11 protein-coding genes and 1 pseudogene are annotated in these 13,910 nt (G+C 37.5%); 6 read left to right on the forward strand and 6 right to left on the reverse strand.

Annotated features, from left to right (window positions below; genetic code table 11):
• Positions 1 to 83: 83 nt before the first annotated feature.
• Positions 84 to 929, reverse strand: coding sequence for an NAD(P)H-binding protein (locus ACFCYJ_RS25520; RefSeq protein ID WP_376078556.1), 846 nt, complete (start codon positions 927 to 929; stop codon positions 84 to 86).
• A gap of 268 nt (positions 930 to 1,197) precedes the next feature.
• Here ACFCYJ_RS25520 and ACFCYJ_RS25525 point away from each other — a divergent pair, with 268 nt between their 5' ends.
• The 5 genes from ACFCYJ_RS25525 to ACFCYJ_RS25545 all read left to right on the forward strand — a co-directional run bounded on the left by ACFCYJ_RS25525 (position 1,198) and on the right by ACFCYJ_RS25545 (position 5,937).
• A complete protein-coding gene (locus tag ACFCYJ_RS25525; protein ID WP_376078558.1) occupies positions 1,198 to 2,244 on the forward strand; it encodes a PseG/SpsG family protein in 1,047 nt (348 codons plus the stop codon).
• A 191-nt stretch (positions 2,245 to 2,435) separates the two neighbouring features.
• On the forward strand, positions 2,436 to 2,621 hold the full coding sequence (locus tag ACFCYJ_RS25530; RefSeq protein WP_285397488.1) for an SE1832 family protein: 186 nt from the start codon (positions 2,436 to 2,438) through the stop codon (positions 2,619 to 2,621).
• 133 nt (positions 2,622 to 2,754) lie between these two features.
• Complete coding sequence (locus ACFCYJ_RS25535; RefSeq protein WP_376078560.1) at positions 2,755 to 4,320, forward strand: ABC-F family ATP-binding cassette domain-containing protein; 1,566 nt, start codon at positions 2,755 to 2,757, stop codon at positions 4,318 to 4,320.
• A gap of 745 nt (positions 4,321 to 5,065) precedes the next feature.
• Complete coding sequence (spx, locus tag ACFCYJ_RS25540) at positions 5,066 to 5,470, forward strand: transcriptional regulator Spx (RefSeq protein ID WP_376078562.1); 405 nt, start codon at positions 5,066 to 5,068, stop codon at positions 5,468 to 5,470.
• A gap of 23 nt (positions 5,471 to 5,493) precedes the next feature.
• A complete protein-coding gene (locus tag ACFCYJ_RS25545) occupies positions 5,494 to 5,937 on the forward strand; it encodes a MarR family winged helix-turn-helix transcriptional regulator (RefSeq protein ID WP_376078564.1) in 444 nt (147 codons plus the stop codon).
• Between the two features lie 201 nt (positions 5,938 to 6,138).
• Here ACFCYJ_RS25545 and ACFCYJ_RS25550 read toward each other — a convergent pair.
• The 3 genes and pseudogenes from ACFCYJ_RS25550 to ACFCYJ_RS25560 all read right to left on the reverse strand — a co-directional run.
• Positions 6,139 to 6,611: pseudogene (locus ACFCYJ_RS25550) on the reverse strand (DMT family transporter); the annotation flags it as partial.
• Between the two features lie 292 nt (positions 6,612 to 6,903).
• Positions 6,904 to 8,310 carry an amidohydrolase gene (locus tag ACFCYJ_RS25555; protein ID WP_376078566.1) on the reverse strand — a complete coding sequence of 469 codons (1,407 nt, stop codon included), beginning with the start codon at positions 8,308 to 8,310 and terminating at the stop codon, positions 6,904 to 6,906.
• Positions 8,307 to 9,539, reverse strand: coding sequence for an MFS transporter (locus tag ACFCYJ_RS25560; protein WP_376078568.1), 1,233 nt, complete (start codon positions 9,537 to 9,539; stop codon positions 8,307 to 8,309). Before ACFCYJ_RS25560 ends, ACFCYJ_RS25555 begins: the two co-directional genes overlap by 4 nt.
• 132 nt (positions 9,540 to 9,671) lie before the next feature.
• Between ACFCYJ_RS25560 and ACFCYJ_RS25565 the strand changes: the two genes are divergently transcribed.
• Positions 9,672 to 11,615: a helix-turn-helix domain-containing protein gene (locus ACFCYJ_RS25565; protein ID WP_376078570.1), complete on the forward strand. Its 1,944-nt coding sequence runs from the start codon at positions 9,672 to 9,674 to the stop codon at positions 11,613 to 11,615.
• A 151-nt stretch (positions 11,616 to 11,766) separates the two neighbouring features.
• Here the strand turns inward: ACFCYJ_RS25565 and ACFCYJ_RS25570 are convergent, their stop codons facing one another.
• Together ACFCYJ_RS25570 and ACFCYJ_RS25575 are read right to left on the reverse strand one after the other, a co-directional pair.
• On the reverse strand, positions 11,767 to 12,315 hold the full coding sequence (locus ACFCYJ_RS25570; protein ID WP_376078572.1) for an RNA polymerase sigma factor: 549 nt from the start codon (positions 12,313 to 12,315) through the stop codon (positions 11,767 to 11,769).
• A gap of 276 nt (positions 12,316 to 12,591) precedes the next feature.
• Positions 12,592 to 13,713: a LuxR C-terminal-related transcriptional regulator gene (locus ACFCYJ_RS25575; protein WP_376078574.1), complete on the reverse strand. Its 1,122-nt coding sequence runs from the start codon at positions 13,711 to 13,713 to the stop codon at positions 12,592 to 12,594.
• Positions 13,714 to 13,910 lie beyond the last annotated feature (197 nt).

Genomic DNA, 13,910 nt, shown 5'->3' on the forward strand with positions numbered 1-13,910 from the left:
ATCTGTGCGAAAGCGCAGCGGCAGCAACAACAACAAAGCGCCCAGTCGGAACGGAAATCAACCCCACTCTATGGTGATGGACCTTATTTATCCCTACGATGTTGGAATTTTACTTCTTTATCTACAACGGTTTCTTCTATTTTATACTTATCTCGATTAATCACGACTTCTTGATTTACTTTATCTCCTTCATCGCTGGTACTCGATAATTTGCGCTTCTCCCAATTAAATAAATTCTCTCTTGAAACGTCCTCATTCTGCGTTTCAGGAAAATCTAACTGAGCCAATTCCTGAGATGGATAGATGGTAACTGGCTGTTTATCGCCGTACAGTGCAATAACGATCATCGCCTTCGCAACTTGGGAAGCTTCTATAGCTCTTGAACGCTTTAATGGTCCAACTAATAGTGGTTTTGCTAACTTTAAAACCTTCTCTCCCGCCTTTTCACCTAAGCGAAACTCTTCTCTCTCCCCAACCAATAAAGACGGGCGAATAATAGAAAGTCTTTGTAAGCCTAGCTCCATCAGATCATGTTCAAGCTTTCCTTTTACTCGATTATAGTAAAATGGAGATTTTTCATTTGCCCCCATTGCTGTAATGACTAGCATATGTGGAATTCCTCGATTTTTTGCTAACGAGGCAATCGTTAGCGGATATTCAAAATCAACTTTCTCAAATTCCTCACGAGATCCTGCCTTTTTAATCGTTGTTCCTAAACAACAATAAAGCTCATGTGCAAATTCGATATCTTTTTCCTCTAAAGTATCTAAATTACGAATTTTCACTTCTAGCTTTGGATGCGTATATGCTGGCGCTCTTCGTGCAATCACCGTAACTGAAACATATTCATCATTTTCACATAATTGTTCTACAAGAGAGGTACCTGTTAATCCAGTAGCCCCTACAACAATCGCTGCGCGCATTCCCATCGATTCTCCCCCTCCTAAGCTCATTTGCTCCAGAAACCTCACTGTCGGAACAAAGCTTCTATTTTTGCTAAAAAACTAAAACAATCCTATATGTATCTTCCCCCAAACTCTACTTTATTTATCGGTTAAAAAGGGTGCTCTTCCTCATTTAATTTGTAGAAGTTTGAAAAACTATTTAAAGCTATAATTTATCTAATCCTAATTTTTTACACATACTTGCCCATCATTCACCATAGTTTAAATAGACGGATGAAAGGATGGGATACACTTGCAAAACGAAACTCAAACAATGGAACTAAAAAAGACGATTGTTTTCATTATTGAAAGCTGTATCGATAAAGGGCTGTATCCTTTTGAACGGGTTGCAACGCTGGCAAAGCTACTTACAAATGAACAAGTTTTCATATTTGTAAAGACCCCTTCAAATGATGGGATTCAAATTTTAATGAATGACAATCTCTCGCCAATCTTATTTGAACATTTCGATGAGCTACCCAAGCAAATGAAAGGTATTCAGCCTGATTTAATTGTAAGAGATGGCCGTAACTCTGAAAGCTGGCAAGTACAAAATTTACGACCGTTCTGCAAAACAATCATTCATTTTGATGATTTAGGTGAGGGTGGCCAAGCCTGTGACTGTGTATTGCTAGCACTTTATCAAGAAGTTAAAGATTATTTACCCTCTCATTATATTGGTGGAAGCTTTAATTTTGCATTACCAGAAGCTTATCAAAATTTTGAGGATCGACCAGACAACAAAACACCCGAAAGCCCACCTCATATCGTTGTTGCTTTTGAGGATGGGGACGAGCATAATTTAACCTACCGTACTCTTCGACACTTAACGCAGCTACAAATCCCACTACAAATTACAGTGATGATAGATGATAGCTATCGACATGCAACAGATGATTTGCAAATGATGGTGCTTAGTCGTCGTAACACTGCCATTCTTCGTGATAAAAACGCACTCCTAAAACTATTACCAAAAGCAGATGTTATTATTTGTAATGCTAACTATACACCTTATAAAATCGCCTCTTATGGTGTACCTTGTATTACACTTGCCCAAACTGAGGCTGAGCTATTACATGCCTTTCCTCGCGAGCAAAATGGTTTTATTCACCTTGGACTTGGTCGCAAAATGAAACAATCACAAATTCAAAACGCTGTCATGGAATTTTTATTACATGAAGCTCGAAGCGAACGGGCTGTTAAAAAACAACGACAGCTCAATCTTGCAAGTAACAATGAAGCACTACAGTCAGTACTTTTAGATTTCGCTTACGATCGACACAATATCGCTTCTACTTAATGATTCTTTGCAGGTGGATATGATACAATACAGTAGAACTTTCACTTTCACTTATCTGTAATTACAAGAAGTGAATTCAAGCATAATAAGTACCCGATTGATAGTAACTAATAAGCGGTGGGGGATAAAAAAACCTCCATCGCTTTTACACGCATTCGTTATACAACTAAACACATAAAGGAGCAATCATCATGCCATCAAAAAGTGATATTGAATATCAAATTAAAGAGCTTAAAATGGATTATATGAATTTACAAGGCGACATTGAAAAGCTTGAATCTACAGGTCATAATGATCAAGTAGCAAAAGCAGAGCAACGCCTTGCAAATATGGAAGCAACGCTAGCGGAGTTAAATAAACAATTAGCAGAACTATAACTTCTTTCAGCGGGTGTCCAAACTCCCGCTGAAAGAAGTTAATGCCTCTGGACGCAATTATGCCAAGGCAATTGATTAATAATATTAACTAGCGGTTATAAAAAAGCTTAGCCGCTATCTCGGAGGAACATATATGGCAATATTAACAGTTGAAAATTTAGGTCATTCATTCGGTGACCGCACGCTTTTTAAAGATGTCTCTTTTCGTCTAGTTGAAGGTGATCATATTGGTCTTGTAGGTGCAAACGGTGTTGGTAAGTCAACATTAATGGGCATCATTACGGGCCAAGCAATCCACGATACTGGGAAGGTTGAATGGCTTCCTGGAACGCATTATGGTTATTTAGATCAGCACACTGTATTGACAGCTGGCCGAACTATGCGTGATGCATTACGTGACGCTTTCCTTCCTTTATATAGAAAAGAAGAAGAGCTCAATGAAATTACAGGAAAAATGGCTGAAGCAACACCTGAAGAATTGGAAGATTTACTAGAGCAAATGGCTGAGGTGCAAGATGCTCTGGATGCAGGTGATTTCTATTCGCTTGATATGAAAATTGATGAGGTTGCACGAGGTCTTGGTCTTGATGCAATAGGCTTAGACCGTGATGTCGCTGCTCTTTCCGGTGGTCAACGTACAAAGGTTTTACTAGCTAAGCTATTACTTGAAAAACCAAAAGTATTATTACTAGATGAGCCGACAAACTATCTTGATGAAGAGCATATTACATGGTTGAAAAACTATTTAAAGAACTATCCACACGCTTTCTTACTAATTTCGCATGATACAGAGTTTATGAATGAAACGGTGGATGTTATCTTCCAACTAGAATTTTCAAAATTGACTCGCTATACTGCGACATATGAAAAGTTTTTAGAGCTTGCTGAAATCAATAAACGTCAGCATATCGATGCCTATGAAAAACAACAGGAATTCATTAAAAAACAAGAAGATTTTATTGCGAAAAATAAAGCGCGCTACTCAACTACGGGTCGTGCAAAATCTCGCTCCAAGCAGCTTGACCGCTTAGAGCGTATCGACCGTCCTGAAACAGCTGTAAAGCCTGAATTCGGCTTTAAAGAGGCACGTTCTTCTGGTCGTTATGTAGTAGAAGCTGAAAACTTAGTCATTGGATACGACAAGGACAAGCCATTACTTCCTCCACTTACATTCGCTATTGAACGTGGGGAAAAAATTGCTCTAGTCGGTATGAATGGTGTTGGTAAATCAACATTATTAAAAACGATGTTAGGCAAAATAAATCCGCTAGATGGAAAAGTGTTTCGTGGTGACTATCTTTACCCATCTTACTTCGAACAAGAAGTAAAAGCTGAAAAAATTACACCTATTGATGATGTGTGGAATGCCTTCCCTTCTATGGAGCAAGCACAAGTACGTGCAGCATTAGCACGCGCAGGACTAAAAACGGATCATATTACTCGCCCACTTAATTCTTTATCTGGTGGTGAGCAAGCAAAGGTACGTTTATGTAAGCTCATGATGGAAGAAGCAAACTGGCTTCTATTTGACGAACCGACAAACCACTTAGATGTCGATGCAAAAGATGAACTAAAGCGTGCCATGAAAGAATTTAAAGGCACAATCGTATTAGTAAGCCATGAACCTGATTTCTATGAAGGTTTAGCGACAAAGATTTGGGATGTCCAAGACTGGTTTACTTCAGGACAACAAAACTAGAAATATTATTTATGAGGGCCGTTTCCGGTGTGATTTTTTTTGATCATTCGGGGCTGCCCTCTTTCTTTGCTTGAAACTCTGGCGTGGGTAACGTTTGTTTAGGAACTATACTTGAGCGATTGCGGTTCTTCGGGATACCCGAGCAGTTTTTCGGTCTACCCGATCACTTCTTCCGCGTACCCGATCACTTTTCGTTCCTACCTGATCACTTCTCCGGCTTACCTGAACAATACTTCCCCTTACTCGAGCAGTATGTACGGTCCCCCTCCCCCAAGCTTTCCGAATCGACTTTTTGAAAACAAAAATTTACTTATCTATGCATAAAAATCTGCATTCAATCATAATAATAATGAGTGGATAAACAATATATCTATTACCTATCAATTGTGGCCCGGCATAATTGTGTTCGGAGGCTTTAATTTCTTTCAGCAGGTGTTTGGACACCCACTAAAAGAAGTTATATCAGACTATTTCTCTCTATATTAGAACAGCTCTCATTATTCTATGAGCTTCTATTATTAAGATTTAACAAAACTTACATCATTGTAAGCTTAATTTGCGAAACTTTTCGCTCTTTTGTGCGTATATTTTAGTGTAATAAAAAAAATGCTATTACTAGTTAAATTTTTAAAAATAACTATTGATTTATATATAGCTTACTAGTAAGATATATGTATAACCTATTTAACTTACTAATAAGATATATATCAAATATAATCCTAAAAAAGAAAGCGGGGAATGAAGAATGACAGTTACAATTTATTCACAAGCGAGCTGTTCTTCATCCAGAAAAGCATTAAAATGGTTAAAAGATCACAACATCGAATATAAAGAAAAACGTATTACATCACATCCACTAACACTTGCTGAATTTAAAGAGATTTTAAGCATGACAGAAGATGGAACAGATGAAATTATTGCAACGAACTCAAATGATTTTAAAAATTTAAATATTGATATTGATCAGCTCTCTATTCAAGAGTTGTTTGCCATCATCCAAGCTCACCCAAGAATGTTACGAAGCCCTATCTTAGTTGATGAAAAACGTATTCAAGTTGGGTACAATGAGATGGACATCCGTCGTTTTATTCCACGCAAAGTACGTGCTTTTGAGTTAAACGCGATGACAAGATTAGCACAAGAAAGTTAAAACAGTTTTGGAGTTGACCTTATATGGATCAAGAAAAAGAAAGAGCCATTACCTCGTTGTTTGAAGTAGTATCTTCCATTGAGCGTAAGTGGGCAAACGAGTGGAATAATCATAATGTACTCGGCTTTTCAAAATCCCATATTTTAATTTTAGACTACTTATCGCAGGAGGGACCAAAGCGCCCTTCTGCCATTGCTGATCGGTTAAAAGTGACAACAGGTGGTGTCACTGTTTTAACAGGTAAGCTCATTAATGCTGGCTTTCTTGAAAAAACACAGCATGCAACAGATCGACGCGCTTCTCAATTGAAAATTACAGCTGATGGCGAAGATATATTAGAAGAATCCCGTCAGCAAGTTAGCGAAATTATACACAATATGTTTGGTATGCTATCAGCTGATGAAGTACAAACATTACGTGATATTTTTTCAAAATTACTCAACGCTGAACCTAATCGATATGAGTAAACGCTTCATTTTCACACCGTAAAAAGTTAGACATGTATCTAACTTTTTACGGTGTTTTTCTTTTGGCTCAATTTTTTTGGTAACTCCCCCTCGCCTTTCCCTCTGTTTGTTTGTACATAGCATAGCCGAGTCTAGGTTAGTAGTTTCTCGGTAGGATTTGTAGATTTGAAATAAAGATTAATTGTTTCTTTGAATGACTTATTATATAGCTGCTCGTTCTTCAGTATTGCGCTTAGGAATAATTGTTGCCCCCGAAGCAGTTAAAACACCTAATATAACTAACATAGCCCCAATAATTTGAAATACCGTTATCGGTGTTCCAATAACAAATGAAATAATCATTGTTACAACAGGAACAAGATTAAAAAATAGAGATGTTTTACTTGCCCCAATCTCCTTTATCCCCTGATTCCACCAAAGGTAACCCAAAACACTTGTAAGCCATGAAGGTAATTGCTCCCCAAGCTCCAATCGAAATGTTCGGTAAAGACAGGATTTGAGGTAAATAAAGAAACCACTATTAAACTAACAGCACCAGTAATCATCGTATAAGTGGTGGTAAATAGCGGAGTAGCATTCTTTATAAATCGACGTCCGAGTACACCGTAAAGTGCCCAGCAAACGTTGCCTGCAAAGATTATTAAATCACCACCTGAAATTGATAGGGTTTTTAGGTTCTATAATATTTGTTGGGTATTCACACAATTCCGCGCATAAAAAAAGCACAGATTCGCCGATTTATATATACTTGAATTGTCGAGAAACAAGTAATAGAAAGGTGAACTGTGCAAATGAATTTTAACATGAATATCCCAGGATTAAAAGATGTAGAGATTACGAAAGTAGAAGAAGTAGGCGATCGAATCGCATTGTATGTACAATTGCCTAAATGTACGCATCAATGTACAGTTTGTAAAAAAGAAACATCGAAAAGGGTGAAGAATTCTCCCCACCCTAAACCTTTGTTTAAACCGGATTTGGCGCTCTCACTTCTTCCGGAATGCCACATTCATACTGTTTCCCAGCTCTTAAATTTGTAAATTCTTCCTTCGCTTTTTTCATTACATCTGGATTTAGTAAGGAATCAAGCGCTGCTCCTGCCATTGTTTTTGCCGCATAATGCATTCCTTTCATGCCGAGTGAAGATCCAAAAGCAGCAGTTGCTTGCCAAGTATGCACCTGCACCCCATATGGAGCACAAGTTGTAAATACCTGACCAAGGGGCGCAATCCACGAAACGTCCCCTAAATCGCTAGAACCTTGCATGGATTTGCGAAAAGTTTGTGGCATATGAAATACTTGCTCCACCAATACCTCCTTACTTATTTCATTTGGTACAAAAGATTGTTGGGCGGTACCTGCAAGAACAGAAGGATCTAATGAAGCCTGTAGCGACTTTGCAAAAGTAAGCTCGTCCTCTGTAAAGGATAATGGCGGTAGATTGTCCCACTGCGCCAACATTTGCTCATTTAATGTAAGATTCGGTAATGTATCGTAACAGCCTGCCTTCAGTTCCAAATGCACTTCTGTTTCTGTCATCATCGCTGCCCCTTTCGCCACCTTAATGAGTCTGCGTTCTAAATCTTTGACAGCATCACGATTTGCTCCGCGTAGGTAATAATAGACACTCGCTTTATCTGGAACAATATTCGGTGCTAAGCCACCATTTGTAATTTGATAATGAATACGAGATCCGTCTGGCACATGCTCGCGTAAATAATTGGCTCCGACATTCGTCAATTCAACAGCATCAAGCGCACTTCTCCCTAGATGTGGCGCACCAGCGGCATGTGCTGTCCGACCTGAAAAATAAAATTCAATGGCTGTGAGTGCTTGCATAGAGAAGTTCGCTGTCATGTTAAACGTGAATGGATGCCACGTATAGACAACATCTAAGTCATCAAACACACCGGCCCGTGCCATATACGATTTTCCAGATAACAATTCCTCTGCTGGACAACCATAATAGCGGATCGTTCCTTGTATATCGTGAAACGTCATCACTTCTTTTAAAGCAACTACGGCTTCTACCCCAGCCGTTCCTAATAAATTGTGACCGCAGCCATGCCCAGGGGCCCCCTCCTCCACTGGCGAATATAATGAACTAACTTGCTGTGATAACCCTGGAAGCGCATCAAACTCTCCTAAAAACCCAATAATTGGACTACCTGATCCCCACTGTGCATAAAAAGCAGTTTGTACATCGCCAATTGGCGTAACAATTTCAAACCCTTCTTTTTTTAGAAAATCTTGTTGCAGTGAAGACGCAAATGTCTCTTCATAGCCTAACTGAGGACTATCCCAAATTTGCTTCGCCATATTATTAAATGTTTCTTCATTTTTTTGCATCCATTCAAATAATTGCTGTTTCATAGTTCGTATCCCTCCACAGATTTTATAGTTGTTTGCTGCTGATGGTTAACTGGTAAAGTAACAGCGATGACAGCAGCGATGACACACATAATGGCTAAAAATATAAACGATGTTTTAAAGGAACCACCCGATGCATTAATTAAATAACCCATAATTGTTGGCGAAATAATCCCTGCTGCTTGTCCACCAAAATTGACTATGCCAAAAGCTGTTCCAACATTTTGCTGATTGACAACACGATGTGGTGTTGTAAATATGAAAGAGGCCATAAAAGAGACAAATATAAAGGCGATTGATTGATACGTAATAGCTAGTGCTGCAGAACCGGCTGTAGACATGAGAAATAAACAAACAGCTAGTACAACTGCTCCGAAAATTACGCCATATTTTGAACGCCCTCCTAGCTTTGAGATGATACGCCCACTTATAATCATGCCAACCATTCCAAAAATTGCTGGTATCGCAGCGATGAAGCCGACATTTTTCAAATCAAGACCATGCACTTTCATTAAATAGGTTGGCATCCAAGTATTTAACCCCCAATTTGCAATATTAATAAAGAAGAAAATAAGAAGTACACGCATTAAATAAGTATTTTTTAATACTTTTCTAAAAGAGCCCTTCTCTTCTTTTTCCATTCGCTCCTCTGACGTAAATGTTTGTGCATTTTTAGTACTCCATAAAAGAGCAACCACAAAAATAAGTCCTAGACCAGAAATTAAGAAAAAAACAGTGCGCCAATCCATTACCAATAATAGAGGTGCACAAATAATAGGAGCGACAGCACCACCGATCATATTGGATGACATCATCGTCGTTTGAGCATTTGTACGTTGTTCTTTTTGAAAATAAATAGAGATTGCTTTCGTACTTGCAGCAGGATATCCACCTTCCCCAATACCAAATAAAAATCGAATGAAGAGCAATGAAGTGAGTGACCAAGCTAGCCCTGTAAACGCCGTGAAAACGGACCAAAAAATAACTGCACTAATTAATAATTTCTTCGTTCCATACTTATCCGTTAGCCATCCACCAGGAATTTGCATCACAGCATATCCAAAGAAGAACGCACTTAAAACAAATCCTAGTTCTGTGGCCGTTAAGGACAATTCATTCCCAATATTGATTAAAGCTAAGCTGATAGCCGTTCTGTCAATGTATGAAACCATCCATCCAAAGAATAAAACACCTAAAATTAAATTACTGCGATTTTTTAGTTCGACATTCATACCCGCACCCCTTTCGATAAATTATCTAAATATTAAGAAAAATAAAGGACGAAATCATTAGAATATCTTACAATGTTTATAAAAGTTCATTAGAAGAAATTCTGAAATTTAGGGGAAGGAGTCGAATTAGCGGTGTTTTCAAAGGAACATAAAGAAATAGTATTGAACGACGATAATTGTAGCTTTTATATTTATGGCGCAACAAAGGAATGGTCTTTATTTTATGGTCGGCCTTGTGAAATAAAACCTGATTTAAAAGGAATACATTTGGATAAACAACAGCAGCGCTTCAGTGCAACGTTATACATTCCAGAGCCAAATGCGTGTATTGTCCAAGGGATCATCTTTGGAGACTTTACAGATTATGATGAAAAATTTTTAGTTTGGCAGCTAGAAAAGACCTTTTATCAGAAAACCCTTATGCGGCAACGTGAGCAAAAATTAGCCATTATACAGCTTATGGGCGCTATGAACTCAACTTTGAAAATAAAAACGCTGTTGCAAACGATCATGGATTTTGCCATTTTAGCCATACCAGTAATTGATCGTGGATTTTTAATGTTATTCAACCCTGAAATGGAGCGTTTATATACAGTAGCTAGTGCGGGTGTAACAGAGCGTATCTTTGATTACGCTCCTCAATTAGGCGAAGGAATGGCAGGTTATACATTTCAAACAGGTGTATCAGGCATTTACAACTACCACGAAACATTAGAGATCATGAGCAATGTCACAAAACTTAATCTCGACGCATTAACGGAAGCTGTACATTTAGGAAGAATCGAGAATAATACATCGATGGCTGTTCCGATTACCTTTCATGAAAGAAAACTCGGTATTATGATTGTCCATCAATATACTAATAAACGCGCTTTTCAGCAAAGTGATTTAAGACTTCTAGAAAGCTTCGCATCGCAGGCCGCAGTTGCAATAAGAAATGCGGAAGCATATGAAGAAATAGAGCGGTTAAATGCTTACTTTGTAAAGCAACACGAAATTCATCAAATCTTTATTAAACTTTCCTTGCAGAATGTGCAAGAAATGAAAATCATTCAAACAACGAAGGAATTATTGCAATTAGACGTTCAATATGTAAATTTAGCAGATCGTAAAACGTTTTTACAGCTAACGGAGATGGACAAGCTCGCAACCATTAAAAAGGACCAATACATTGATATAGGCTATGTCTTTCCAATTAGAAATGAAAGAGAAACTTTTGGTTATTTAATTATTCAGCAGGTGAAGGAATTGACGAGCCAACAACGTATGATTATCGAAAATGCGGCGATAAGCTTAACTTTAAAATCACTCCAAATACAGGCAGCTGGACAAACGAATTTTAAAGAACGTTTTGAGCTTTTCCAACAACTTATCTCTGGACGCGCCCCACTCATTGATTCTCGTTATGATGAATTAGGACTTGATATTAAGAAACCAACATTCGTCGTAAAATTTAAGCTAAAACAATTTTCACATAAAAATAGTATGCAATTCATTCAACATATACAGCAGTATTTTAAAGGACAACATTTTATATTCACAAAACGTGAAACGGTCGTTTGGGTACTACAAGGAGATACAGCCTTTCGTCAAAAAATAAAACAACAATTAACGCAGGCAATCATTAGTTGGGTCCAGTTTTATCATCAGCAGGTGGCAATAGGCATTGGAGCTGTTCAAGATCACTTACTAAAGGTCACTCAAAGTGCAGAAGAAAGTCGCCAAGCACTCCGACATGCTCTGCACCACGCACAAAAAGAAGATAAAGTAACCATTTTTGGTTATGAAGATCTAGGTATTAATCGACTGTTCAGTAAGCAAAGCGAAGAAGAGCTTGGACAATTTGTCCACGATATATTAGCTCCGTTGTACAAGCTAAAGGATGAAACCTTACTGGCAACACTTCGTTGTTACATTCATCAAAATCGTTCCATTTCGAAAACGGCTTCCACCTTACACATTCACCAAAATACGCTATACCATCGACTCGAAAAAATCGAACAATTGTTAAATCGAGATTTACACAACCCAGCACATTATTTAGAAATTCATTTAGCCCTGCATTTAAGTGAGTAACATCCGCCGGACTTTAACTTCTTTCAGCGATAAAATCCCCCATCAAAAAAAGATGCATCGCAAAGTAATTTTGCAATGCATCTTTTTTATGGATTGGCCGAACAAATACTTCCGTCTAAGTAATTACTGCTAGTGCGACCAATGCATTTCATCATGCTGGTAGCACTGATTCTACTATGGCTACATCGGCCATTAGCATTTCTTTCAAACGAGCTTTCGCACGGAATAAACGAGATTTCACAGTACCAATTGAAACTTTCATAATTGTAGAGATTTCAGCAAGTGAATATTGGTCTATATAGAAATACCATAATGTTTTACGATAGATTCCATCTAATTGACCCATTTTATCCTGTACTAATTTAGTAACAATATCTTTTTCAATTTTTTCTTCAGTTGAAATGTCATTATTGGGAACCAAATCTAAAATCGGTACGTCTAATGTTTCAGGTTGGTTCATCATGTATTTACTACGTCGTGTTTTTTTACGATAGCGATCTCTAAATGTATTCATTGTAATTGTTGTAAGCCAAGCTTTAATATGCTCCACCTCGGCAACGCTATCCTCATAGCGCACAACTTTTACCCATACTTCTTGCATTAAATCTTCAGCTTCTACATTATTGCGAGTAAGTTTTAAGCATAAGTGATATATGTAGCGATTGTATTCCTCATATACGCCTTCTAATTTTTCATTCATTGTGTATTCCTCCGCTTCTTGTTCTTGCTTCTATATACATTCTCGCAAAATAATGTATTACACTCTATCGTATTGGCTTTCAATTACATTACAATCGTGTAAGCTTAGTTGCTCTCACTTGTAATATTCGTAAATAATGTTTTATTACTATATTTATTATTCGGAGAAAAGCTTTATAACACGCCCCTCCCCCCTTCTTTTTTATTGCACATTCAATAGTATTCCCTTAAATTTCCTACCACAGAAGAACTCGGATTTTTCACATATTTTAAACACTTAATTCAACAGCCCCAATCGAAAGGCAGAAGCGACAACTTGAGTGCGGTTCTTTGCTTTTAGCTTTGTCATTAAACTACTGACATAATCTCTTACTGTGTGCTCACTTAAAAACAGTAAGCTACCTATTTTTTTATTGTCATACCCTTCTGCTAGTAAGCCCAAAATCATTGATTCCCGTTCTGTTAAGTGAAGCTCAGAGGAGTTCTCCGTTTTTTCACCCTTTCTTGATAAAAATAACCCCAAGCGTTTCCCAACTTGTTCAAGTAACTGTAATTCATCTTTGGTGCAATCAAATTCTTCTCCAAGCTGATCAAATGTCAGCCACCCAAACAATTGGTCTTCATGAATAATCGGTATAAAAATCACAGAGGACAAATCAAATAATTTTATATGCTCTTCTTTCACATAATTTTTAGGGTCTCTTAAATAAATCGGTTTCTTAGAGCCAAAAACTAAATCTTGTGCAGTGAGCCGCCCCTTCATGCTCTGTACTTTTGAAAGCTCTGCACCAATGACCCCGTAGAATTGATTTGACCATGGGACATATGCATAAAAGACACATCTTTTATATTGAAAATACTCTTCACATTTTTTTAATATAGAGGCTAAATCTTGATATCCAGAACAACGAATCAGTAGCTTATTAAGCTGATCTAACAATAGAAGATTTTTCAGTTCCAAACTTTCATGTGATTCGGACTTTTTCTTATGCCCTTCCTCATATTTGTTATAACTTTGAACAAGATAAGTAAACATCGATAGTAAAAACATTACTATTGCGTTCATTCGGCTATGTTTCTGTTGAATCATAAAGGTAATCAAGGACTTCTCAAGTATTAATTGAAACAGGTTCAAGCTTCTCATATCTATAATGGAAAATTGTGATTGAAGCCACGTATCTAAATAACCTCCATATTCTTCATTGATATCTTCAATATCAATATGAGTTAACAGAAGAATAAACGAATCCAACAGCATCATAGTCCTTTTTCGATCCGACTCAGAAATAGAAGGCTCTAGATGAAGATAGATATTTATATTTTCTTCTAGCTGTTTGCTATAGATTTTAATGAACAAGACGAATTCTTGGAATGTAACTTCTTCATTTGAATGGGTCATATAAATCCTGCTCCTTCACAGAATTGAGCTTCAGGAAGCCCACTTCTTCAGAGGTGGCAGGAATGAAGTGCTTTTTTCTTTATAGAACATATGTTTATGTTCTATATTGTGAATAATCAAAAAAAGAAAGGAGTGACGGGTAATGGCGAAAGGGAAGAAAGATTGTTTTGTTATAGAACTCAAGTTACTTATAGATA

Origin of the sequence: Lysinibacillus sp. NPDC056232, assembly GCF_042267565.1 — a bacterium.
Lineage (GTDB): Bacteria > Bacillota > Bacilli > Bacillales_A > Planococcaceae > Lysinibacillus.

Excerpts from the sequence above, each read along its gene's own strand:
- spx (WP_376078562.1), top strand. The coding sequence starts at position 5,066 with ATGACAGTTACAATTTATTCACAAGCGAGCTGTTCTTCATCCAGAAAA.
- ACFCYJ_RS25535 (WP_376078560.1), top strand. The coding sequence starts at position 2,755 with ATGGCAATATTAACAGTTGAAAATTTAGGTCATTCATTCGGTGACCGC.
- ACFCYJ_RS25545 (WP_376078564.1), top strand. The coding sequence starts at position 5,494 with ATGGATCAAGAAAAAGAAAGAGCCATTACCTCGTTGTTTGAAGTAGTA.
- ACFCYJ_RS25570 (WP_376078572.1), bottom strand. The coding sequence starts at position 12,315 with ATGAATGAAAAATTAGAAGGCGTATATGAGGAATACAATCGCTACATA.
- ACFCYJ_RS25560 (WP_376078568.1), bottom strand. The coding sequence starts at position 9,539 with ATGAATGTCGAACTAAAAAATCGCAGTAATTTAATTTTAGGTGTTTTA.
- ACFCYJ_RS25575 (WP_376078574.1), bottom strand. The coding sequence starts at position 13,713 with ATGACCCATTCAAATGAAGAAGTTACATTCCAAGAATTCGTCTTGTTC.
- ACFCYJ_RS25555 (WP_376078566.1), bottom strand. The coding sequence starts at position 8,310 with ATGAAACAGCAATTATTTGAATGGATGCAAAAAAATGAAGAAACATTT.
- ACFCYJ_RS25520 (WP_376078556.1), bottom strand. The coding sequence starts at position 929 with ATGGGAATGCGCGCAGCGATTGTTGTAGGGGCTACTGGATTAACAGGT.
- ACFCYJ_RS25530 (WP_285397488.1), top strand. The coding sequence starts at position 2,436 with ATGCCATCAAAAAGTGATATTGAATATCAAATTAAAGAGCTTAAAATG.